21 protein-coding genes are annotated in these 23157 nt (G+C 69.2%); 13 read left to right on the plus strand and 8 right to left on the minus strand.

Annotation, left to right across the window (positions count from 1 at the left end; translation table 11 throughout):
- The first annotated feature begins 125 nt into the window (after positions 1 to 125).
- The 3 genes from dcd to CPH93_RS18060 all read left to right on the plus strand — a co-directional run bounded on the left by dcd (position 126) and on the right by CPH93_RS18060 (position 3073).
- Positions 126 to 701, plus strand: coding sequence for a dCTP deaminase (gene dcd, locus CPH93_RS18050; RefSeq protein ID WP_006604621.1), 576 nt, complete (start codon positions 126 to 128; stop codon positions 699 to 701).
- Positions 702 to 802: 101 nt separating this feature from the next.
- Complete coding sequence (locus CPH93_RS18055; RefSeq protein WP_093483979.1) at positions 803 to 1300, plus strand: phosphoribosyltransferase; 498 nt, start codon at positions 803 to 805, stop codon at positions 1298 to 1300.
- A 189-nt stretch (positions 1301 to 1489) separates the two neighbouring features.
- Positions 1490 to 3073: a ricin-type beta-trefoil lectin domain protein gene (locus CPH93_RS18060; protein WP_443031394.1), complete on the plus strand. Its 1584-nt coding sequence runs from the start codon at positions 1490 to 1492 to the stop codon at positions 3071 to 3073.
- Between the two features lie 125 nt (positions 3074 to 3198).
- Here CPH93_RS18060 and CPH93_RS18065 read toward each other — a convergent pair whose 3' ends face one another.
- The 4 genes from CPH93_RS18065 to CPH93_RS18085 form a co-directional block, all read right to left on the minus strand.
- Entirely contained in the window at positions 3199 to 4137 is a 939-nt protein-coding gene (locus CPH93_RS18065; protein WP_093483978.1) for a Yip1 family protein, read from the minus strand.
- A 99-nt stretch (positions 4138 to 4236) separates the two neighbouring features.
- Positions 4237 to 4905: a GNAT family N-acetyltransferase gene (locus tag CPH93_RS18070; RefSeq protein ID WP_231976878.1), complete on the minus strand. Its 669-nt coding sequence runs from the start codon at positions 4903 to 4905 to the stop codon at positions 4237 to 4239.
- A 133-nt stretch (positions 4906 to 5038) separates the two neighbouring features.
- Positions 5039 to 6367 (minus strand): FG-GAP repeat domain-containing protein, encoded by a 1329-nt coding sequence (locus tag CPH93_RS18080; RefSeq protein ID WP_093483976.1) that lies wholly within the window; start codon positions 6365 to 6367, stop codon positions 5039 to 5041.
- Between the two features lie 173 nt (positions 6368 to 6540).
- Positions 6541 to 8808, minus strand: a complete 2268-nt coding sequence (locus tag CPH93_RS18085; RefSeq protein ID WP_093483975.1) for a (Fe-S)-binding protein — start codon at positions 8806 to 8808, stop codon at positions 6541 to 6543.
- Positions 8809 to 9096: 288 nt separating this feature from the next.
- Between CPH93_RS18085 and dnaK the strand changes: the two genes are divergently transcribed.
- The 4 genes from dnaK to CPH93_RS18105 are packed head-to-tail and all read left to right on the plus strand — an operon-like array spanning position 9097 to position 13275.
- Positions 9097 to 10950 (plus strand): molecular chaperone DnaK, encoded by a 1854-nt coding sequence (gene dnaK / locus CPH93_RS18090; protein ID WP_096213465.1) that lies wholly within the window; start codon positions 9097 to 9099, stop codon positions 10948 to 10950.
- A complete protein-coding gene (grpE, locus tag CPH93_RS18095; protein ID WP_093483974.1) occupies positions 10947 to 11606 on the plus strand; it encodes a nucleotide exchange factor GrpE in 660 nt (219 codons plus the stop codon). The genes dnaK and grpE overlap by 4 nt, the downstream gene beginning before the upstream one ends.
- Positions 11607 to 11651: 45 nt before the next feature.
- Positions 11652 to 12821 (plus strand): molecular chaperone DnaJ, encoded by a 1170-nt coding sequence (gene dnaJ / locus CPH93_RS18100; protein WP_093483973.1) that lies wholly within the window; start codon positions 11652 to 11654, stop codon positions 12819 to 12821.
- Between the two features lies 1 nt (position 12822).
- Positions 12823 to 13275 carry a heat shock protein transcriptional repressor HspR gene (locus tag CPH93_RS18105; protein WP_006604632.1) on the plus strand — a complete coding sequence of 151 codons (453 nt, stop codon included), beginning with the start codon at positions 12823 to 12825 and terminating at the stop codon, positions 13273 to 13275.
- Positions 13276 to 13356: 81 nt separating this feature from the next.
- Here CPH93_RS18105 and CPH93_RS18110 read toward each other — a convergent pair whose 3' ends face one another.
- The 3 genes from CPH93_RS18110 to CPH93_RS18120 all read right to left on the minus strand — a co-directional run bounded on the left by CPH93_RS18110 (position 13357) and on the right by CPH93_RS18120 (position 14874).
- Complete coding sequence (locus CPH93_RS18110) at positions 13357 to 13761, minus strand: hypothetical protein (RefSeq protein WP_093483972.1); 405 nt, start codon at positions 13759 to 13761, stop codon at positions 13357 to 13359.
- Positions 13762 to 13841: 80 nt separating this feature from the next.
- Positions 13842 to 14246: a pyridoxamine 5'-phosphate oxidase family protein gene (locus tag CPH93_RS18115; protein ID WP_006604634.1), complete on the minus strand. Its 405-nt coding sequence runs from the start codon at positions 14244 to 14246 to the stop codon at positions 13842 to 13844.
- Between the two features lie 46 nt (positions 14247 to 14292).
- The gene (locus CPH93_RS18120; RefSeq protein WP_093649005.1) at positions 14293 to 14874 is read right to left on the minus strand and encodes a Uma2 family endonuclease; all 582 of its coding nucleotides are present in this window, start codon (positions 14872 to 14874) and stop codon (positions 14293 to 14295) included.
- A gap of 223 nt (positions 14875 to 15097) precedes the next feature.
- Between CPH93_RS18120 and clpB the strand changes: the two genes are divergently transcribed.
- The 6 genes from clpB to CPH93_RS18150 all read left to right on the plus strand — a co-directional run bounded on the left by clpB (position 15098) and on the right by CPH93_RS18150 (position 21521).
- Positions 15098 to 17728: an ATP-dependent chaperone ClpB gene (gene clpB / locus CPH93_RS18125; protein ID WP_093483970.1), complete on the plus strand. Its 2631-nt coding sequence runs from the start codon at positions 15098 to 15100 to the stop codon at positions 17726 to 17728.
- A gap of 236 nt (positions 17729 to 17964) precedes the next feature.
- Positions 17965 to 18501 carry a YbjN domain-containing protein gene (locus CPH93_RS18130; protein ID WP_040898924.1) on the plus strand — a complete coding sequence of 179 codons (537 nt, stop codon included), beginning with the start codon at positions 17965 to 17967 and terminating at the stop codon, positions 18499 to 18501.
- A gap of 250 nt (positions 18502 to 18751) precedes the next feature.
- Positions 18752 to 19348, plus strand: a complete 597-nt coding sequence (locus CPH93_RS18135) for a WXG100 family type VII secretion target (RefSeq protein ID WP_093483969.1) — start codon at positions 18752 to 18754, stop codon at positions 19346 to 19348.
- Complete coding sequence (locus CPH93_RS18140; protein ID WP_159395029.1) at positions 19345 to 20352, plus strand: hypothetical protein; 1008 nt, start codon at positions 19345 to 19347, stop codon at positions 20350 to 20352. The genes CPH93_RS18135 and CPH93_RS18140 overlap by 4 nt, the downstream gene beginning before the upstream one ends.
- A complete protein-coding gene (locus tag CPH93_RS18145) occupies positions 20349 to 20726 on the plus strand; it encodes a hypothetical protein (RefSeq protein ID WP_231976879.1) in 378 nt (125 codons plus the stop codon). Before CPH93_RS18140 ends, CPH93_RS18145 begins: the two co-directional genes overlap by 4 nt.
- Before the next feature lie 78 nt (positions 20727 to 20804).
- Positions 20805 to 21521: a hypothetical protein gene (locus CPH93_RS18150; protein ID WP_096213467.1), complete on the plus strand. Its 717-nt coding sequence runs from the start codon at positions 20805 to 20807 to the stop codon at positions 21519 to 21521.
- A gap of 57 nt (positions 21522 to 21578) precedes the next feature.
- Here the strand turns inward: CPH93_RS18150 and CPH93_RS18155 are convergent, their stop codons facing one another.
- The gene (locus CPH93_RS18155; protein ID WP_093483966.1) at positions 21579 to 22757 is read right to left on the minus strand and encodes a pyridoxal phosphate-dependent aminotransferase; all 1179 of its coding nucleotides are present in this window, start codon (positions 22755 to 22757) and stop codon (positions 21579 to 21581) included.
- Positions 22758 to 23157 lie beyond the last annotated feature (400 nt).

Raw genomic sequence — 23157 nt, forward strand, 5'->3', positions numbered from 1 at the left:
GAGCAGAGCAACGGGCAGAAGTAACGAGCAGAAGCAATAAGGAATGGTCTGGGGTCCGGCTTCCCTGATGGGGGCCGGGCCCTCGTCGTGCGAGGGGGGCCGGGCGGGCGCGTATCCTCGTCTGCGTGCTTCTCTCAGACAAGGACATCCGGGCCGAGATCGATGCTGGTCGGGTGCGCATCGACCCCTATGACGAATCGATGGTGCAGCCGTCCAGCATCGACGTGCGGCTCGACCGCTATTTCCGGGTGTTCGAGAATCACCGCTACCCGCACATCGACCCCGCCGTCGAGCAGTGCGATCTGACCCGTGAGGTCGTGCCCGAGGGCGATGAGGCGTTCATCCTGCACCCGGGTGAGTTCGTGCTGGCCTCGACGTACGAGGTCATCACGCTGCCTGATGATCTTGCGTCCCGGCTCGAGGGGAAGAGCTCGCTGGGGCGGCTGGGGCTGCTGACGCACTCGACGGCCGGATTCATCGACCCGGGGTTCAGCGGCCACGTGACGCTGGAGCTGAGCAATGTCGCCACGCTGCCGATCAAGCTGTGGCCCGGCATGAAGATCGGGCAGCTGTGCATGTTCCGGCTGACCTCGCCGACCGAGCACCCGTACGGCAGCGAGAAGTACGGCTCCCGCTATCAGGGGCAGCGTGGACCGACGCCGTCCCGGTCGTTCAAGAACTTCCACCGTTCGCAGGTGTGACCAGGTGTGACCAGGTAGGACACAACCGCGTCGGTGCGGGGGCGCGCTCCACAGGACGGGCGCGTGGCAGAGCGTGGAGACAGAAGGTCTGAGAGAGATACGTGAGTGACGTGCGGGAGAACCTGACGTACGAGCGGTTCGGCGGGGCGATCCGCGAGCTGGCGCAGACGATCGCCGATGACGGGTACGAGCCCGATGTCGTGCTGTCGATCGCCCGTGGCGGGGTGTTCGTCGCCGGGGGGCTGGCGTACGCGCTGGACTGCAAGAACATCCACCTGGTGAATGTGGAGTTCTACACCGGGGTGGGGACCACCCTGGAGATGCCGGTCATGCTGGCGCCGGTGCCGAACGTGATCGACTTCTCGGAGAAGAAGGTGCTGATCGCGGACGATGTCGCGGACACCGGTAAGACGCTCAAGCTCGTCCATGACTTCTGCCAGGGGACCGTGGCGGAGGTCCGCAGCGCGGTGATCTATGAGAAGCCGCACTCGCTGGTGAAGTGCGAGTACGTGTGGAAGCGCACGGATGAGTGGATCAACTTTCCGTGGAGTGTCGAGCCGCCCGTGGTGCGGCGTGAGGGCCAGATACTCGACGCCTGAGGCGAAGAGCGCGGATGCCCGCGCTGTGCACGTTGCGTCGTTGCGCCACCCGGTCGCCGTTCTCCGTAAGGGAGTTGGCGGTCGGGTGGTCTGCTGTGTGCGGGATCCGGCCAATCCCGTGCCGGGTGTTCCGTCCGGGTCTGCCTGCGACTACAACCCGCGGTAACAGCAGACCGGAGGGGAGGCCCCATGGTGCGTGCGAGACGTGGGCGGGGGGCGTTACGTGGGTGGCGTACGGGATCCGGGGCGGATGCCGGGCGGCGGCTGCGGGCGGTGGTGGCGACCTCGGCGGCGGCACTGACCTTGGTGTTTACGGTGGCAGTGGGCGGGGCGAGTGCCGCGGGCGGGGCCGTGGGGAGGGACGGGCCGGCCGTCAAGCCGCTGTCGCCCGAGCTGGAGAAGATCCGGGCGCAGGAGGCGGCCGGGCTGTACGGGGATCCGGCCGAGCGGCCGGTCGGGGAGCGGAAGACCGCGTTGATCTCGCTGGGGGACAGCGAGATCTCGGGGGAGGGCGTCGGGACGTACGAGCCGGGTACCGACGGGCCGGACAACTGGTGTCACCGGTCACCGGACTCGGCGATCCACCGGACCGGGATCGCGGCGGATGTGACGTACAACGCCGCCTGCTCGGGCGCGTCCAGCGGCAACATCGTGATCGGTGGCAGCAAGCAGTACGCCGATGAGCTGGTGCAGAGCGACAACCTGGCGATCAAGGCACGCAATACGCGGCTGAAGATGGTGCTGCTGGTTGCGGGCGCCAATGACGATCTGCAGTTCGGGCCGGTGATGACGGACTGCGTGGAGCGCTGGTTCCTGCTCCAGGGCACCTGCGAGCCGAAGTACCGGCCGGGCTGGCAGGCGCGGGTCGACGGGCTGGTGCCGAAGGTCGAGCGGACGGTCGGCGATCTGCGGACCGTGATGCGGGACGCCGGGTACGCGGACGGTGACTACCGGCTCGTGGTGATGTCGTATCCGAGTCCGATCGGGCCGGATGTGAAGGACAACCCGCACTACCCGGGGAAGCTGCCGGGCGGCTGTACGGGCTACACCTCCGACGCGGGCTGGGGGCGCAATGCCGCCGTGCCGGCGTTCGAGAGGGGGATGCGGACGGCCGCGCGGGACACGGGCGCGACCTATCTGGACGCCTCGCGGCTGTTCCACGGGCACGAGGTGTGCATGGAGGACACCTGGGCCCGCGGGCTGTGGGTGAACCTCACCAACCCCTTCCCGCCCAACGCGAACTCGGTGCGGCAGTCCTTCCACCCCAACGCCCGCGGGCACGGCGCGTTCGCCTCGTGTCTGACCCAGCTGTATGCGTCGGGGCTGCGGGAGGCGTCCTGCGCCGATCCGGCGAGCACCGGGCAGCCGAAGCTGTACGCGGGGGCTTGGGACGACGCGTACCGGCCGCTGAAGAACGCCGCCACGGGCAGCTGTGTGGATGCGGCCGGCGGCGCGAGCGGCAACGGGACGGCGGTCGGCGGCTGGGACTGCCACGGTGGGCGCAACCAGGGCTGGTGGTACGACCCCGAGCGGCGGTCGGTGCATGTGGAGCTGACCCAGGACCGGTGTCTGGACGTGCCCGGTGCCCGGTACGCGGCCGGGGCCGGTCTGGTGCTGTGGAACTGCTCGGGCGCGGCCAACCAGGAGTTCGTACGGGCCGGTGGCACGATCCGGCCGGCCGCCGCGCCGTCGCTGTGCCTGACGCTGGGGGCGGCGAAGGAACCGCTGCGGTTGCAGGGGTGTGACGGGTCGGCCGGGCAGCGGTTCGCCTAGGCCGGGCGGCGCCCCTCCTTGGGCCGGTCCCTCTGCGGCAGCCCGGCGTGCGGCCGTACGACAAGGGGCCCGCTCCGGAGCTTGGGTGCTCCGGGGCGGGCCCCTTGCCCGTGGCCGGGCCGGCGTTACAGCGTGCCGAGCTTCAGCAGGGCGAGCAGGGCGACCAGCTGGATCGCGGAGGCGCCGAGGGCCTTGGGCCACGGCAGGTCGTGCGACTTGCTCACCATGGAGGTGAGCAGATAGCCGGTGGCGAGCCAGGTCAGCCAGCCCAGGACCTGCACCAGGGTGCTGTCGCCGCCGAGGAACATGGCGAAGAGCAGCCGGGGCGCGTCCGTGATCGTCATGATCAGCATGGCCAGGCCGATGGTCGGCTGCCAGGCGCCGTCGCCGCCGAGCTGGCGGGCCATGGTGTGGGTGACCGCGCCCAGGATCAGGCTGCCGATGATGAACATCACGGCGGTGATCAGCACCCAGGGGATGCTGTTGGAGAGCGTGGCGTTCAGCACATCCGCGCGGGCCTTGTCGAAGCCGAAGACCGCGAGCAGGCCGTAGATGAAGGTGACGAGGAGCGCGGGCGCCCAGACCGCGTGGTCGCGCATCTGCCAGAAGGTGGCCTCGGGGCGCAGCACGATGCCGGACAGCAGCTGCTTCCAGTGCAGCTTGGGGCCGGCCGGCGGGGCGGTGGTCTGTCCGGCGCGGTAGGTGCCGCCGGCCGCGTACGCGCCGTCGGGGCCGTTGTCGTACCCGCCCGGCTGCGCGCCGTAGGCGTCCGGCGCCTCGCCGACGCTGAACTGCTGGGTGTGACCCGGGTTGTTGTCGTTCGTGTACGGCGCGTAGGACTGCTGGGGGTGGTAGCCGCCGTCGCCGAAGTACTCGGGCTCGCCGTGCTGCCCGTGCGGCTGTCCCTGCGGCCCGCCGCCGTACTGCTGCGGTGGCTGCTGCCACTGCCCGTGCGGCGGTGGGGGCTGCTGTCCGTACGGCCCTTGCTGTCCGTACGGAGCCTGCTGCCCCTGCTGCCCTTGCTGTCCGTTCTGCGCGGGGCGGGCATCCCGTCCGCGACCCATCCTGAATCCAGCCACGTACTCGAAAGTACCTGGTCCGCGCGGATGGGGTGGTCGAGCTGGGGGATCGGGGCGGGGTTTGCTGCTGACCTGTGACATCCCCTAGGGGGTTCCCCGACGGGGAACGGGGACGGAAGCCGGCGTCCATCGGAGGGTGAGCTGCGGCAGGTTCTCCATGTTGCCGCTGCCGTCGTCCCTGGCCACGACGCGGAAGCCGTGGTGGGCGTAGAACGCCCGGGCGTCCGCGTTGAGTTGGAAGACATGCAGGGACAGGCCGTCGGGGCGGTGCCGCCGTGCCGCGGCGAGCAGCAGGCTGCCGATGCCGGTGCGGCGGACGTCCGGGCGCAGATAGAGCTGGTCGAGCAGCTCGCCCCGCACGGCGGCATAGCCGAGGAGCTCCGGTCCACGGGCGGCGACGACGGTGTGACACTGCGGCAGCACGATCTCCCGGACCCAGCGGGTGACCTCGTCATGGGTACGACGCTGGGGTGGCAGGTAGGGCATGGTGACCTGCCGTGATGCCAAGTGGATGGCGGCTATCGCCGGGGTGTCGGTGGGTATGGCGAGCCGGATGGTGAGGGGCGGGGCGGGGGCAGTAGTGGGGGCCGCAGTCGGTTGGGCGCCGGGGCTTGCGGTGGTGGCGTACGGGGCGTCAGGCATGTTCATGCTCGCGTTGATGGCGGTGGTGCTGGTGTTGCTGCTGGCGGCGGTGGCGGTGCCGGTGTCCCTGTGGGGGGCCGTGCCGGTGTGGGGGCGCGCTTTCCTGTCCATGCCGTCATGGTCGGGGCGCGCCTCGGGAGCGGGCAACTTCATTGTCAGGGGGGCGGTTTGACGGCTTGGCGATGGTCCCCATGGCCCCACCAGCCCAGGGCCGCCGCATTCCTGAGTCATGGTCATGAACCGGTCAGGAAGTCGTGAAGTCCGCCGTGGTGAACGACACAGCCGGCTTTGGGGCGAGGCCGGACGGGCCGCCGGGGTGGACCGTCACCCTGTCGTGGGTGTGGCCGCGCCGGGTCAGCAGTACGAGGTCGGCATGGCCGTCGCCGTCGAAGTCGGTGAGGGCGAGGACCGTGGAGAGCGGGCGGCCGGTCCCGGCAACGCGGGGCACCGTGGGGCGGTGCACGGTGGTGGACAGCCCGTTCGCGGAGCCGACGAGGAGGGCGGGGCGGGTGCCGCCTATGACGAGGTCGGTGTAGCCGTCGCCGGTCACCTCGGCGGCGGCGAGGGTGGGTATGCCGCCCGTCCCCGTGCGGAGCGTGCCGGGGCGGCCGGCGACGGACAGCAGGCCGTTGGTGTCGGCGGTGACGGGAGTCGGTCCCCGGCCGCCGGCGGAGAAGTGGCCGAAGACCGTGGCGTAACCGGACGGGTAGGCGGCCGGGCCCGCGCGGACCGGGCCCCGGGGGCCGCCGAGCGCCAGACGGCTGCGGGCCCGGTGGCCGGGGGCGGCGGCGCGTACGAGGAGGTCGTCGGCGCCGTCGTGATCGAGGTCGGCGGCGGACGAGAGGGGCGCCGCGGTGGCCAGGGCGGTGCCGGGGACGTTGATCGGTGCGCCGGCTGCCTTGGGGGCGCCGGTGCGGGTGAACGGGCCCCGGAGGTAGCTGATCCGGGGGCCGGAGGCGGTGACGGCCAGGTCCGCGGCGCCGTCCCCGTCGAAGTCGCCGCAGACCGGCTGGTCGGGCCATTCGTTGCCGAATCTGGCCCGGTCGGGGATGCGGAGCTGCACGGCGCGGCCGGCGCCGAGCCCGCGCGAAGAGCCGAAGAGGAGCTGGACGGGGACGGGCGGGCGGCCGATGCCGTCATACGGCGGGTCGGTGGTGACGACGAGGTCGCTGAAACCGTCCTGATCGAGATCGCAGACGGTCTCGGCCTCGAAGGACGCGGGCACGGACCTGCCGATGGGCGCGGCGTTCCGGGCCGGGGTGAGCAACTCCCTGGTGGCCGGGGCGAGTCCGTGCGCGGAGCCGTAGACGATGCCGATGCCGGGGTCGTCGTCATGGCCTTTGGCGGGCGCGAGCAGGCTGTCGACGACGAGGTCGGGATGGCCGTCCCCGTTGAAGTCATGGGCGGTCCGGCTGCCGTGGCCGGCGGGGACGGGGCGCGCGGCAGGGAGCGAGGAGGCGCGGTGCCGGGCGGCGGGGCGGCCGGCACCGGAGGAGGAGAGCGGGCCGCAGGAGCTGAGGAGAAGGGCGAGCGCGAGCCCGAGCCCTGCTGCCGCGGCAGACCGTCCTCGCATGCCGTCCCCACCCCGTTCGTAGCGCTGTCGTCGTGTCGTGATTCGCCGAACCTGATGATCCCCGGCGGTCCGGCCGCCCCGCAACGCCGGCCGCACAGCCTGTGGACAACGCCGGCGGCCGGCCCCGTGCACCTCCCGGGACCGGCCGCCGGCCAACGCTCGTCACCGTGCGGTTACTGCACCGGCTCCGGCTCGGGGGCGTCCTCGGACTCCTCGTCGCCCGCCGGGTCGACGGGGGTCTTGACGGAGTCCAGCAGCAGCTGGGCGACGTCGACGACCTGGATGGATTCCTTCGCCTTGCCGTCGTTCTTCTTGCCGTTGACCGAGTCGGTCAGCATGACGAGGCAGAAGGGGCAGGCCGTCGAGACGATGTCGGGGTTCAGCGACAGGGCCTCGTCGACGCGCTCGTTGTTGATGCGCTTGCCGATGCGCTCTTCCATCCACATCCGCGCACCGCCGGCGCCACAGCAGAATCCGCGCTCCTTGTGGCGGTGCATCTCCTCGTTCCGCAGGCCCGGCACCTTGGCGATGATCTCGCGCGGCGGGGTGTAGACCTTGTTGTGGCGGCCCAGGTAGCAGGGGTCGTGGTAGGTGATCAGGCCCTCTACAGGGGTGACGGGGATCAGCTTGCCCTCGTCGATGAGGTGCTGCAGCAGCTGGGTGTGGTGGATGACCTCGTACTCGCCGCCCAGCTGGGGGTACTCGTTCGCGATCGTGTTGAAGCAGTGCGGGCAGGTCGCGACGATCTTCTTCTTGGCCGCCGGCTTCTTCGTCGACTCGTCCTCGCTGTCCTCGCCGAAGGCCATGTTCAGCATCTCGACGTTCTGCTGGCCGAGCTGCTGGAAGAGGAACTCGTTGCCCAGACGGCGGGCGGAGTCACCGGTGCAGGCCTCGTCGCCGCCCATGATCGCGAACTTCACGCCCGCGATGTGCAGCAGCTCCGCGAAGGCCTTGGTGGTCTTCTTGGCGCGGTCCTCCAGCGCGCCGGCGCAGCCGACCCAGTAGAGGTAGTCGACCTCGGTGAGGTCCTCGACGTCCTTGCCGACGACGGGGATCTCGAAGTCGACCTCCTTGGTCCACGCCAGGCGCTGCTTCTTGGCCAGGCCCCAGGGGTTGCCCTTCTTCTCCAGGTTCTTCAGCATCGTGCCGGCCTCACTGGGGAAGCTGGACTCGATCATGACCTGGTAGCGGCGCATGTCGACGATGTGGTCGATGTGCTCGATGTCGACCGGGCACTGCTCCACACAGGCGCCGCAGGTGGTGCAGGACCACAGGACGTCGGGGTCGATGACGCCGTTCTCTTCGAGCGTGCCGATCAGCGGGCGCTCGGCCTCGGCCAGCGCGGCGGCGGGCACGTCCTTGAGCTGTTCCGCGCTCGCCTTCTCCTCGCCCTCCATGGTCTTGCCGCCGCCGGCGAGCAGATACGGAGCCTTGGCGTGGGCGTGGTCGCGCAGCGCCATGATCAGCAGCTTCGGCGACAGCGGCTTGCCGGTGTTCCAGGCCGGGCACTGCGACTGGCAGCGGCCGCACTCGGTGCAGGTGGAGAAGTCGAGGATGCCCTTCCAGGAGAAGTGCTCGATCTGCGAGACGCCGAACTGGTCGTCCTCGCCCGGGTCCTCGAAGTCGATCGCCTTGCCCTCGCTGGTCATCGGCTGCAGCGCGCCCAGCGCCACGTCACCGGACGCCTCGCGCTTGAACCAGATGTTGGGGAAGGCCAGGAAGCGGTGCCAGGCGACGCCCATGTCGGTCTTGAGGGCGACCGTGATCATCCAGATGAAGGACGTCGCGATCTTGATCCCCGCGACGAGGTAGGTGATGTTCTGGATCGCGGTGAGGCTGAGCCCCTTGAAGGCCACGATCATCGGGTACGAGGCGAAGAACCCGATCTCGTAGTGGTCCACGCCGTGCTGGACGCCCTCCAGGGCGCGCAGCGTCATGATGCACACGCCGACGATCAGGATGACGGCCTCGACGAAGTACGCCTGGCCGAAGTTGGAGCCCGAGAAGCGGGACTTGCGGCCCGCCTTGCCGGGCTTGCTCAGCTGGCGGATGACGATCAGGGTCACGATGCCCAGCGTCGTCGTCAGGCCGAGGAACTCGACGAAGATCTCGTACGGCAGCCAGTCGCCGATCACCGGGATCAGCCAGTCGGCCTGGAAGAGCTGGCCGATGGCGTTGACGATCGTCAGCAGCAGGGAGAAGAAGCCCACCGCCACGAACCAGTGCGCCACCCCGACGACGCCCCAGCGGTTCATCCGGGTGTGGCCGAGGAACTCCTTGACCACCGTGATCGTGCGTTGCTTCGGATCGTCCGTCCGGGTGCCGGCGGGCACCGGCTGACCGAGCCGCACAAAGCGGTAGATCTGCAGGAGGGCACGGCCGAACAGCGCGACGCCGACCGCGATTAGGACCAGCGACACGATGATCGCGGCGAGTTGCATGGGTGGCTCCTCGAACCTGCGAGAGCGGAAAACTGAGCGGAACTACTAAGCGGTAACTTTTCGGGTCTGCGCTGAGGTTACCCATTCTCCCGGGCGCCATGAAGCCGCCCGGCCGGTGATCTGCGTCGCGAAGGCAACCCTCTGCGGCCCTGCGCGCGTCCTTGTGGTGACGTGGTGACGATAAGCGCGATATAAAAGTTGAGCGGCACCGACTCACCTCTGTTGACAGGCTTTCCTCGGTGCTGCACTGTTGAGCCTGTTCCACTCAAGTCAGCTGGAGGAATTGAAATGGCACGTGCGGTCGGCATCGACCTGGGCACGACGAACTCCGTCGTCAGTGTTCTCGAAGGCGGTGAGCCCACCGTCATCACCAACGCCGAGGGCGCCAGGACCACGCCGTCCGTCGTCGCCTTCGCCAAGAATGGCGAGGTGCTGGTCGGCGAGGTCGCGAAGCGCCAGGCGGTCACCAACGTCGACAGGACCATCCGGTCGGTCAAGCGCCACATGGGCACCGACTGGAAGATCGACATCGACGGCAAGGGCTTCAACCCGCAGCAGATGAGCGCCTTCATCCTGCAGAAGCTCAAGCGTGACGCCGAGGCGTACCTCGGGGAGAAGGTCGTGGACGCGGTCATCACCGTTCCGGCCTACTTCAACGACTCCGAGCGTCAGGCCACGAAGGAGGCCGGCGAGATCGCGGGCCTGAACGTCCTGCGTATCGTCAACGAGCCTACCGCTGCCGCCCTGGCCTACGGCCTGGAGAAGGACGACCAGACCATCCTGGTCTTCGACCTCGGTGGCGGTACCTTCGACGTCTCGCTGCTGGAGATCGGCGACGGCGTCGTCGAGGTGAAGGCCACCAACGGTGACAACCACCTCGGTGGTGACGACTGGGACCAGCGCGTCGTCGACTACCTGGTCAAGCAGTTCCAGAACGGCCACGGCGTCGACCTGTCCAAGGACAAGATGGCGCTCCAGCGTCTGCGCGAGGCCGCTGAGAAGGCGAAGATCGAGCTGTCGTCCTCCACCGAGACGACGATCAACCTTCCCTACATCACCGCGTCCGCCGAGGGCCCGCTGCACCTGGACGAGAAGCTCACCCGCTCGCAGTTCCAGCAGCTCACCTCGGACCTCCTGGACCGCTGCAAGACGCCGTTCCACAACGTGATCAAGGACGCGGGTATCAACCTGTCCGAGATCGACCACGTGGTCCTGGTCGGCGGCTCGACCCGTATGCCGGCCGTCGCCGAGCTCGTCAAGGAGCTGACCGGCGGCAAGGACGCCAACAAGGGCGTCAACCCGGACGAGGTCGTCGCCATCGGCGCCACCCTCCAGGCCGGTGTCCTCAAGGGTGAGGTCAAGGACGTCCTCCTGCTGGACGTCACCCCGCTGTCCCTCGGTATCGAGACCAAGGGCGGCATCATGACCAAGCTCATCGAGCGCAACACCACGATCCCGACCAAGCGCTCCGAGATCTTCACGACGGCCGAGGACAACCAGCCGTCCGTGCAGATCCAGGTCTACCAGGGCGAGCGCGAGATCGCGGCGTACAACAAGAAGCTCGGGATGTTCGAGCTGACCGGTCTGCCGCCGGCCCCCCGTGGGGTCCCGCAGATCGAGGTCTCCTTCGACATCGACGCCAACGGCATCATGCACGTGACCGCGAAGGACCTGGGCACGGGCAAGGAGCAGAAGATGACCGTCACCGGCGGCTCCTCGCTGCCGAAGGACGAGGTCGACCGGATGCGCCAGGAGGCCGAGCAGTACGCGGACGAGGACACCAAGCGCCGCGAGGCCGCCGAGACCCGCAACCAGGCCGAGCAGCTCGTCTACCAGACCGAGAAGTTCCTCAAGGACAACGAGGAGAAGGTCCCGGGCGAGGTCAAGACCGAGGTCGAGGAGGCCCTCACCGAGCTGAAGGAGAAGCTCAAGGGCGAGGACACCGCCGAGATCCGCACGGCCACCGAGAAGGTCGCGGCCGTCTCCCAGAAGCTGGGCCAGGCCATGTACGCCGACGCCCAGGGTGCGCAGGCCGCCGAGGGTGCCGAGGGCGCCGCCGGTGAGCAGGCCAAGGCCGACGACGACGTCGTGGACGCCGAGATCGTCGACGACGAGAAGCCGAAGAAGGATGGTGCCGCGTGACGGAGGAGACCCCGGGCTTCGACGAGAAGCCCGACGTCCCTTCCGACGCCGCTCCCGAAGACGCGGCGCAGGCCGAGTCCGCCGACAAGGCGGGCTCGGCCCCGGCCGGGGACGTAACCGACGTAGGGCTCCAGGCGCAGCTGGACCAGGTGCGTACGGCGCTCAACGAGCGCACGACGGACCTCCAGCGGCTCCAGGCGGAGTACCAGAACTACCGCCGTCGGGTGGAACGGGACCGGGTCACGGTCAAGGAGATCGCCGCGGCGAACCTCCTGTCCGAGCTCCTGCCCGTGCTCGACGACGTCGGCCGCGCCCGTGAGCACGGCGAACTGGTCGGCGGCTTCAAGTCGGTGGCCGAATCGCTGGAGACCGTGGTCGCCAAGCTGGGTCTGCAGCAGTTCGGCAAGGAGGGCGAGCCCTTCGACCCGACGATCCACGAGGCGCTGATGCATTCGTACGCACCGGATGTCACCGAGACGACGTGCGTGGCGATCCTGCAGCCCGGGTATCGCATCGGTGAACGAACGATCCGCCCCGCGCGGGTCGCCGTCGCCGAGCCGCAGCCGGGCGCGCAGGGCGCCAAGTCCGGATCCGATGACGACGTCAAGGGCGCCGCGGCTTCGGACGAGGAGAGCGGTGGCCCGGACGAGGGCTGACGTGAGCACAGAAAAGAAGACCGCGCGGGAGGAGGGACGTCGGGGATGAGCACCAAGGACTTCGTCGAGAAGGACTACTACAAGGTCCTCGGCGTCCCGAAGGACGCCACCGAAGCGGAGATCAAGAAGGCGTACCGCAAGCTCGCCCGCGAGTACCACCCGGACGCCAACAAGGGCGACGCCAAGGCCGAGGAGCGCTTCAAGGAGATCTCCGAGGCGAACGACGTCCTGGGCGACAGCAAGCGCCGCAAGGAGTACGACGAGGCGCGTGCGCTGTTCGGCAACGGCGGGTTCCGGCCGGGACCCGGCGGGGGCGGCGGCAACTTCAACTTCGACCTGGGCGACCTCTTCGGGGGCGGCCAGGGCCAGGGCGGCGGCGGTTTCGGCGGCGGCCTGGGCGATGTCTTCGGCGGCCTGTTCAACCGCGGCGGCGCCGGTACCCGTACCCATGCGCGCCGCGGCCAGGACATCGAGTCCGAGGTGACGCTCAGCTTCACCGAGGCGGTCGACGGGGCCACGGTCCCGCTGCGGATGTCCAGCCAGGCGCCGTGCAAGGCGTGTTCGGGCACCGGCGACAAAAACGGTACGCCGCGGGTCTGCCCGACCTGTGTCGGCACCGGCCAGGTCAGCCGGGGCACGGGCGGCGGGTTCTCGCTCACCGATCCGTGCGGCGACTGCAAGGGCCGGGGCCTGATCGCCCAGGACGCCTGCGAGGTCTGCAAGGGCAGCGGGCGCGCCACCAGTGCCCGCACGATGCAGGTCCGTATCCCCGCGGGCGTCTCCGACGGGCAGCGCATCCGGCTGCGCGGCAAGGGCGCCCCGGGCGAGCAGGGCGGTCCGGCCGGCGATCTGTACGTGGTCGTGCATGTCGACGCCCACCCGGTCTTCGGCCGCAAGGGCGACAACCTCACCCTCACGGTGCCGGTCACCTTCCCGGAGGCCGCCCTCGGCGGTGAGGTCAAGGTGCCGACGCTGGGCGGTCCGCCGGTGACGCTGAAGCTGCCGGCCGGTACCCCCAACGGACGCACCATGCGGGCCCGCGGCAAGGGAGCGACCCGCAAGGACGGTACCCGCGGTGATCTGCTGGTCACCATCGAGGTGCTGGTCCCCGGTGATCTCAGCGACGAGGCCAAGGCGTCGCTGGAGTCGTATCGCGAGGCGACCGCGGGGCCGGACCCGCGGACGGAGCTGTTCCAGGCCGCGAAGGGAGCATGAGATGGACAGCCGGGGCGGGCAGCGTCGTAACCCGTATGAACTGACCGAAGAGTCGCCGGTGTACGTCATCTCCGTCGCGGCCCAGCTCTCCGGCCTGCATCCGCAGACCCTTCGGCAGTACGACCGGCTGGGGCTGGTCTCGCCCGACCGCACGGCCGGGCGGGGCCGCCGCTATTCGGCCCGGGACATCGAACTGCTCCGTACGGTGCAGCAGTTGTCCCAGGACGAGGGCATCAACCTCGCCGGCATCAAGCGCATCATCGAGCTGGAGAACCAGGTCGCGGCCCTGCAACAGCGGGTCGCCGAGCTCCAGGGCGCCCTGGAGGGCGCGGCCAGCGCGATGCAGCAGCGGGAGGCGGCGGTGCACGCCTCCTACCGGCGCGATCTGGTGCCGTATCAGGATGTGCAGCAGACCAGCGCGCTGGTGGTCTGGCGGCCCAAGCGGTCCGAGTAACGGGCCGGCCGGGCGGCCAACCGGCGCAGGAACGGCGAAGGGCCGGGGAAACCCGGCCCTTTTCGCTGCGCCGGGGCGCGGTCAGCAGCCGCTGTATCCCGCGGTCGGCATCGACAGCCGCCGGTGCACCTGCGACTTCATCGCCAGGGTGTAGACCGGCTCGTCCAGATCCGCGGTCTCCAGCCGGATGCCGGCCGCGGCGCACCGCGCGCCGAACTCGTCGGCCCCGTCGATGGCGTTCTCCAGCGCCCGCCGGTTGGGCGTCACGAACACATCGACCAGGCCCGCTTCGACGTCCCGCCACAGCGCGCAGTGATCGGCGCGCAGCTGGTGCAGGCTGAGGCGGCAGGCGAGGTGGTAGTCACGGGCCGCCGCCCACCGGGTGCACATGTCGTGCTGGCTGCGGTCGTCGACCAGAAACGGATCCTCGTCCAGCTCGGACAGCGGCATCAGGCAGGCGATCGCCGTGACTCGGACCGAGTTCATCGTGCCCTCCGGGGCGTGGCGACTGTGGGGGCGACGATACCCCCGCGGGCGGCCCGCGGTGGAGGGTTGTACCGGGTGGATCAGGCCCGGCCCATGGCCCGGGTCACCGCGATCTCGATCATGATGCGGTCGGGGTTGGGCGCCGGCGTCCGCCCGTACCGCTCGGCGTAGCGGCGCACCGCGTCGGCCACCGACTCGGCGTCCGTACGCACCCGGGCCCGGCCCTCCAGCGTCGCCCAGCGCCCCTTGTCGACCTGGCAGACGGCCACCGTGGCACCGTCCGCCCCGGCGGCGAGGACGTTCTTGACCTTGGCGCTGTCCTTGCGGGTGATGATCCGCGCGATCCGCTGCCCGGCGTCATAGGTGACGCCCACGGGGACGACGTGCGGTGTGCCGTCCGGACGCAGGGTGGTGAGCGTCGGCATCAGATACTCGCCCCAGAAGGCGAGGTACTCCGGGCTGAGGGCACTGAGGTCATGGGCCATGGGGGCCAGGGTAGTTCGGGGCCCGGGGGGCAGCGGAAGCCCGGGGTCAGAGGAAGTCGGTGGTTTCGAGGTCGAAGGAGAAGGGGGCGGGGAGGGGGATCGGCTTGCCGAAGGGGGTGGTGGTGTTGCCAACGTAATCCTCCCCGGCAGGTTCGCTGAAGAGCGTGATCGTGGACTTGCTCCGGTCGACAAGCAGGTAGAGCGGGATGCCGGCGCGGGCGTAGCAGTGGCGCTTGGCCACCCGGTCCCGATCGGGCTTGCTCGAGGTCACTTCCATGACCATGGCGACACCCTCGCTGGGCATCCAGGGCTCGGCGTCCAGGAGCAGGTCCAGTTCCGCGGGGATGAGCGTGGCGTCGGGGATCACGTAATTCTTGGGACACCGCCCGCCGCGGGGCAACAACAGCCCCTTACCGCCGGAGAGGTCCATGTCGGTCTCGGACTTCTGCAGGATCTGCTTGGTCAGGCGGCTGAAGAATCGCTCGTGGTTTCCGTCCGGCGGCGGCGTCACAACGATGTCCCCCTCGATGAACTCGGCCCGGAACCCTTCAGGGGTGTCCATGCTGAGAAAGAAGTCCAGGAGGAACCCTTCGTCTGCCGCCATCGGCTCGTGTGCCATAGCCGTCATGCTGCACCTCCTTGTGGTCGAAGGCCAGTGTCGACGGGCGCCGCGGAGGGGGCGGTGCGATCGGCCCCGATTCCCTCGAACGAGTGAGCGAGAACCGGGCGAGGGGCTCGCTTCCCTAACCTTGAGTGCACTAGACTCAACTTATCGCAGGTCAGTATGAGCAGGGATGCGCCGGACGGGGCAAAATGGCTGCTCAGGACGAGTCGAGGAGGATCACGAGCACGTGGACGCCGAGCTGACCAACAAGAGCCGGGAGGCGCTGAGCGCCGCCAATGAGCGGGCGGTCACCGCCGGGCATGCGGACATGACGTCCGCCCATCTCCTGCTCGCGCTGCTGGCCGGGCAGGACAACGAGAACATCATGGACCTGCTGGCGGCCGTCGAGGCGGACGCCGCCGCGCTGCGCAATGGCGCCGATCGCCAGCTCGCCGCGCTGCCCAGCGTGCAGGGCTCGACGGTCGCGCCGCCGCAGCCGGACCGCGACCTGCTCTCCGCCATCGCGGACGCCACCCAGCGCGCCAAGGAGCTCGGTGACGCGTACGTCTCCACCGAGCATCTGCTGATCGGGATCGCCGCCAAGGGCGGGCGCACCGGCGAGCTGCTGGAGCAGCAGGGCGCCTCCGCCAAGAAGCTGCTGGCCGCCTTCGAGGCGAACCGCGGGGGGCAGCGGGTGACCAACGCCGACCCGGAGGGCACGTACAAGGCGCTGGAGAAGTTCGGCACGGACTTCACCGCGGCGGCCCGGGAGGGCAAGCTCGACCCGGTCATCGGCCGGGATCACGAGATCCGCCGCGTGGTGCAGGTGCTCTCCCGCCGTACGAAGAACAACCCGGTGCTGATCGGCGAGCCGGGCGTCGGCAAGACCGCCGTCGTCGAGGGCCTGGCGCAGCGGATCGTCAAGGGCGACGTGCCCGAGTCGCTGCGCAACAAGCGGCTGGTCGCGCTGGACCTCGGGGCGATGGTCGCGGGCGCCAAGTACCGCGGTGAGTTCGAGGAGCGGCTGAAGACCGTCCTGGCGGAGATCAAGTCCAGCGAGGGCCAGATCATCACCTTCATCGACGAGCTGCACACGGTCGTCGGCGCGGGCGCCGGCGGCGACTCGTCCATGGACGCCGGCAACATGCTCAAGCCGATGCTGGCCCGCGGTGAGCTGCGGATGGTCGGCGCGACCACCCTCGACGAGTACCGCGAGCGGATCGAGAAGGACCCGGCGCTGGAGCGGCGCTTCCAGCAGGTGCTGGTCGCCGAGCCGACCGTCGAGGACACGGTGGCCATCCTGCGCGGGCTCAAGGGCCGCTACGAGGCCCACCACAAGGTGCAGATCGCGGACTCCGCGCTGGTCGCCGCCGCGTCCCTGTCCGACCGCTACATCACCTCCCGCTTCCTGCCCGACAAGGCCATCGACCTGGTCGACGAGGCCGCCTCCCGGCTCCGGATGGAGATCGACTCCTCCCCCGTCGAGATCGACGAGCTCCAGCGCGCCGTCGACCGGCTCAAGATGGAGGAGCTGGCGCTCCGGAACGAGACCGACGCCGGCTCCGTCCAGCGCCTGGAGAAGCTGCGCAAGGACCTCGCCGACAAGGAGGAGGAGCTGCGCGGTCTGACCGCCCGGTGGGAGAAGGAGAAGCAGAGCCTCAACCGGGTCGGTGCCCTCAAGGAGAAGCTCGACGAGCTGCGCGGCCAGGCCGAGCGCGCCCAGCGCGACGGCGACTTCGACACCGCCTCCAAGCTGCTCTACGGCGAGATCCCGGGCGTGGAGCACGAGCTGGAGGAGGCGGCCGCCGCCGAGGCCGAGCAGGAGGCGTCCAAGGAGTCCATGGTCAAGGAGGAGGTCGGCCCCGACGACATCGCGGATGTGGTCGGCGCCTGGACCGGCATCCCGGCCGGCCGCCTGCTGGAGGGCGAGACCCAGAAGCTGCTGCGGATGGAGGAGGAGCTCGGCAAGCGGCTGATCGGCCAGACCGAGGCCGTACGGTCGGTCTCCGACGCCGTACGCCGCACCCGCGCCGGGATCGCCGACCCGGACCGCCCCACCGGTTCCTTCCTCTTCCTCGGCCCGACCGGCGTCGGCAAGACCGAGCTGGCCAAGGCGCTTGCGGACTTCCTCTTCGACGACGAGCGGGCGATGGTCCGGATCGACATGTCGGAGTACGGCGAGAAGCACAGCGTCGCGCGGCTGGTCGGCGCGCCGCCCGGCTACGTCGGCTACGAGGAGGGCGGCCAGCTCACGGAGGCGGTGCGCCGCCGTCCGTACTCCGTCGTGCTGCTGGACGAGGTGGAGAAGGCCCACCACGAGGTCTTCGACATCCTGTTGCAGGTCCTGGACGACGGGCGGCTCACGGACGGCCAGGGCCGCACGGTCGACTTCCGCAACACCATCCTCATCCTGACCTCCAACCTGGGCTCCACCTTCCTGATGGACCCGCTGCTCAAGGAGGAGCAGAAGAAGGAGAAGGTGCTGGAGACGGTCCGGGCCTCCTTCCGGCCCGAGTTCCTCAACCGCCTCGACGACGTGGTGGTGTTCCATCCGCTCGGCACCGACCAGCTGCAGCGGATCGCCCGGATCCAGCTCGACCACCTGCAGCGCCGCCTCGGCGACCGCAGGCTCACGCTGGACATCACCGACCGCGCCCTGACCTGGCTCGCCTGGCTCGGCCAGGAGCCGGTCATCGACGCCCCCGCACCGGACATGTCCTACGGCGCCCGCCCGCTGCGCCGCCTGATCCAGACGGCCATCGGCGACCCGCTCGCCCGCGCCATTCTGGCCGGCGAGGTGCTCGACGGGGACACTGTGCGGGTGGACGTGGACGGCGACCAGCTGTCGGTGGAGTCGGCCGGGCAGGGCGCGGGCTGACCGGGGCGTTGCGGGCGCGCTCTCCGGCGGGCGCGCCCCGGCCCGGGTCCCGGGCTGTACGGGCGGGGCGTACCGTCGGGCCGCACCGCAGGGCCGTCACGGCCGGTGCTCGCCCGACGGGCACCGCGTGGCCGTGGCCTCGCCCGACACCTTGCCCGTATCCGCCTCGTCCCGGGTTGCCAGTACGGGGCGGATGTGGGGGAGGATGGCAGGGACCATACGAAGGGAATTCCACGGTGAGCATCGACCCGTCCTCGATTCCGAATTTCGGGGGCCAGCCCGAACCCGAGCCGTCGGGGCCTGATGGTCCCGTCGTGCCAGACCAGGACCTGGTCAAGCAGCTCCTCGACCAGATGGAGCTGAAGTACGTCGTCGACGAGGAGGGTGACCTCGCCGCCCCGTGGGAGCAGTTCCGCACGTACTTCATGTTCCGGGGCGAGGAGGAGCAGCAGCTCTTCTCCGTTCGTACGTTCTACGACCGTCCCCACGGCATCGACGAAAAGTCGAAGCTGCTGGAGGCGATCGACGACTGGAACCGCCGGACGCTGTGGCCCAAGGCCTACACCCACACCCACGACGACGGCACGGTCCGTCTGATCGGTGAAGCATCGATGCTGATCGGCACCGGTGTCTCGCTCGAACACTTCGTGTCGAGCACGGTCAGCTGGGTTCGCGCCTCGATCGAATTCGACAAGTGGATCGTCGAGCAGCTCGGCCTGGAGGCCGAGATCGAAGGCGACTCCGACGAGAAGCCGGGTGACGACGAGGCCTGAGCCCCGTCCGTCCCACACCCACCCTGCTGCGCGGGCCCTGGAGCTTCATCGCTCCGGGGCCCGCGTCTGTGTGTGCCGGGGTGGGGCGGTCACCGTCGACCGGCGGGCCGCCTCGTGAACGCTGGTCGCTGAGCGCTTTCCCTTCTGCTCGGACTTGATCATTTTTGGCCTCCTGTGGAACCCTGCTTGGTTCATTACTCGTCCGCACGCCCGGAGTTGAGCGGACGCAGAGCCAAGGGGGAGGCCGGCGGTGTCCATCGAGCTGCCTGGTGAAGTCGTCTGGATCATGGAGCTGATGGGCCTGGAATGGCCCGACATCGACGAGGACGAGCTGCGGGCCTGGGCCGGACATGTGCGGGAATTCGGGCAGGGGCTGAAGGAGTCCCATGACGGCACGGACTCCCTTCTGAAGGGCCTCGCGGACGCCTACGAGGGCGCGTCCTACGAGGCGTTGCTCAGCCGGTGGGGCCAGGCGTCCGGCGAGCATCTGACGACGCTGACCACTTGCTGCGAAGTGCTGGCGACGGCACTGGAGATGACGGCCACCGGCGTGGTCGTGGCCAAGGGTGTGGTCATCGCCCAACTGGTCATCACGGCAGTCGAGATGGCGGCCGCGGCCGCCGCCACAGTGGCGACGCTCGGCATCGCCGCAGCTGCCGAGGCGGCAGCCATCGAGGTCGGCAAACGCATCGTCAGAGAGGTCATCCAGGAGATCGAGGACGTCCTCATCGCCGAACTGGTCTCCATGGCGATCGAGCCCTTCCAGGCCGAGATCGAGAAAGCCGTATCCGGCCTTGTCTTCAAGGGCGTTGACGCGGCGCTGGGTGCTGCGGGGGGTGCCGCATGAGCAAGGGGTTCCGGGCCGACACCGGTCACATGGCGAAGGCGGCCAAGGAAGCTCATGGGCATGCGGAGCGGGTGGAGCGTCACAGCAGCAATCTGGACGCCAAAACGCGCGGCAGGCTGCTCGGCAAGGGCAGATTCGGGATGATCGTGGAGAAGGCCGTCCGCCCGATCATCGATTCCATGATTACGGACATGTCCAAGGCCATGGCCAGGGGGCACCGGTCGATCGGGCACGGTCTGGACATCAGCAGGAAGAACATCGACGACGCCGAGGAGGCGATACGCAAGAACCTGCGGCGTCACAAGGACGAGCGGGATGCGGTTCATCTGAAGCTCGGTCAGCGGGTGCTCGGCGAGGACGGCTTGCGTGACAAGCACCGGGAGCGCGTCGCCGAACACGTCGATGACCTTCGTAGGCAGGGGCACGGGCCGCAGCGGCACCTCGATCCGACCGACGACATGCTGAAGGAGAGGCTCGGCAAGCCCATTCGGATCGTGGATGGCAATAACAATCCCCTCAGCGACGCTCATGGAAATCCACGGTTTCACCGGAACGGGGATGGATACTTCCAGACGGATCAGAAGATCGATCCGGCGCACGGGCCGAATGCCAGAGAACGGCTCAAGGGTGACGATCTTTACATGGATGCGGAGGACCCGTCGCGGAAGCATAAATGTGACGCCTTCTCCACGGCCTTCGGTCCTGGCCAGGACGAGGCGTTCATGCATGCTGAACGCTACGCCCGGAGCCGGCTGGATCCCACAGACCCCAAGCCGGTCGAATTCTCGCCCGAGGAGGCTTGGGGCCCCGGGGCCGATCATCACGAGCGATTCCGCGGCTTCTATATAGATCGGAATAAGCCATTCCTTCCGGACGGGAGTACGAACTACCGGCCGGTGGACTTTCAGGGGGCGAAGATAGTTGCGGTCTTCAAGCCGGACGGTAATGGAGGGCACAGAATGGTGACGATGTTTCCGCAGCCAGTGAAGGAGCGCAACGCATGAGCTTCCCGGAAGATATTCCACACTTTGTGGAGGATCGGGACGTCGGTACATTTTTCAGGGTTACGCTCAATGTCGAGTTCATTGACGATATTGCGCTGGCCAGGGGCAGTGTGGTCCGAACTGACAAAAAGAAGCGCGAGGTGTTCCGGGACACGCCCTTCGCCCGACATCTGCGGGAGGCGTTGGAATACCTGCTGCGCGAGCGGCCGGCCGACGCGACGGAGTGGGCGCTGATGACGGGAGTGTCCTTTTGGGAAGACGACCGTCTGTACGCTTACCTGCAGGATCTCTACGACTACTTCTACGGCGACCGTAAGGAGCCCCCGGTGGCCCCGGACCCGGAGGCGCCGCCGCCGGAGAAGTTCTGGACGTAACGGTGCCCGGGGTGCCGCCGGGCCACGCGAAGAAGATCCCCCTCACGCCACCACCTTCACGGACGGAGTCCCACCCCCATGTCGATCCGCGACGAGCTGCCGCCCCGCACCGGCCCGTGGGCGAGCCGTTTCGACACCGAAGAGGCCATGGTCCAAGCGGACGACGCCCTGCGGGAAATGGCGCTGAAGAATCACGACCTCTCGCCGATTCTGCCGTTCGAGGCCGTTTACGGAGAGGGCGAGAACTGCCTGGGAAAGGCCACGGCGATCACGATCGATCCCAGGCGGCCGTACAGCCCCAGCGGCGAAGTGAACTACGTCTACGCGGACTTCTCGACGCGCGGCCTGCTGTACGGGGTGTACCGCCCCGCGCAGGAACTGGAGAACGAGGACGGGCCGGAGAACGACGCCGACCTGCGGAACACCACGCTCTACCCGTACCCGGGCGGCTACGAGGAGATAGACCCGGTCACCGCCACGCTGGCCGACCTGGGGCTGGACGTACCCGGCATCGACCGCCGCTTTGTGCATTTCTGCGCAGGAATTCTCGGGGTCGAGGCGGTCGACGATCTCGGCATGCTCCGGGCGACGTTCGACGCGGCCTGGCCCGACTACCAGGAAACGATTCGTGCGGGGCTGCGGCACCTCGTGACGAACGAGCCGCTGACGGTGGAGCAGTGGTTCGGGCTGACCTATGTGCGCTTCCCCGACCAGCGGGAGCTGCGGGCCTATCTCGCGCAGGTCTATGCCTACCTCTTCGAGAATTTCGAGGCCATGCCGCTCGCTCCTCAGTGAGCCGGCGGAAAGGCGTACGGCCCCGGACGTGACGGCCGGGGCCCTGGCCGGCGGCCGTCAGAGACGCTTCAGGCGGTCCGCCGCCTCCTGGAGCACCTCGGGGCTCTTGCAGAACGCGAACCGCACAAAGGGCGCGCCCGCGTCCTTGTGGTCGTAGAAGACGGCGTTGGGGATGGCGACGACGCCGGCGCGTTCGGGGAGGGCGCGGCAGAAGGCGAAGCCGTCGTCGTGGCCGAGGGGGCGGATGTCGGTGGTGATGAAGTAGGTGCCGGAGGGGCGGTAGACGCGGAAGCCGGCCTCGGAGAGTCCGTGTGCCAGGACGTCGCGCTTGGCCCGCAGGTCGTCCCGTAGCCCGGTGAAGTAGTCGTCGGGGAGGGCGAGCGCCTCGGCGACGGCGTACTGGAACGGGCCGGCGGAGACATAGGTGAGGAACTGCTTCGCCGAGCGGACGGCGCTGATCAGCTCGGGGGGTGCGGTGACCCAGCCGACCTTCCAGCCGGTGAAGGAGAAGGTCTTGCCGGCCGAGCTGATGGTCACGGTGCGTTCGCGCATGCCGGGGAACGAGGCGAGCGGCAGATGCGCGCCCTCGAACACGAGGTGCTCGTAGACCTCGTCGGTGATGACGAGGAGATCGCGCTCGACGGCGAGGCGGGCGATCTCGGTGAGTTCCTCGGGGGACAGGACCGTGCCGGTGGGGTTGTGCGGGGTGTTGAGGAGGATCAGGCGGGTGTCGGCGGTGATCGCGTCGCGCAGTTCGTCCAGGTCGAGGCGGTAGGCGCCGGCCTCCGGGTCCGGGCGCAGGGTCACCGGGACGCGCCGGCCGCCCGCCATCGCGATGCAGGCGGCGTACGAGTCGTAGTACGGCTCCAGCGCGATGACCTCGTCACCCGGCTCCAGCAGTGCCAGCAGCGCGGCGGCGATGGCTTCGGTGGCGCCCGCGGTGACCAGGACCTCGGTGTCGGGGTCGTAGGAGAGGCCGCGGTGTCCGTAGAAGCGCTCCTGGTGGGCGGCGACGGCGGTGCGCAGCTCCGGGATGCCGGGGCCGGGCGGGTACTGGTTGCCGCGGCCGTCGCGCAGGGCGCGCACCGCGGCCTCCCTGACCTCTTCCGGCCCGTCGGCGTCGGGGAAGCCCTGGCCGAGGTTGATGGAGCCGGTCCGTACGGCAAGTGCCGACATTTCGGCGAAGATCGTGGTGCCGAATTCGGCGAGGCGGCGGTTGAGCAGCGGTCGGTCCATGCCCGCCATCCTCCGCCGAACCTCTGGAGTTCCTCAACTGTGCTTTGAGACCGCGCGGCGGGGGCATCAGCCCCGCACGAAGGACAGTGACGGCCGTCGACGAGGACGGTCACCGGCGCGGGACGGCGCCGGAGCGGCGCACGGGGCGCCGGACGGAGCGGAGGCCTCGCTTCGGGGGAACGAAAGGAGTGTGAGGCACATGGGAATCGTGATGTTCCTCGTGATCTGCGGGTCGGTCATCGTCTTGGTGGCCTTGGCTTCGCGGAGCGGCGCCGGGCGCGGAGGGGGCTCCCGGGGTTCGGGCGGCGGCTGGTGGGTCAGCGGTGACGGCTCGGGCAGCGGGCACCACGGACATCACGGCGGCGGCGGGCACCACGGCGGGTGCGGTGGCGGCCACTCC

The organism is Streptomyces sp. 2323.1 (assembly GCF_900221035.1).
GTDB classification, from domain to species: Bacteria; Actinomycetota; Actinomycetes; order Streptomycetales; family Streptomycetaceae; genus Streptomyces; species Streptomyces sioyaensis.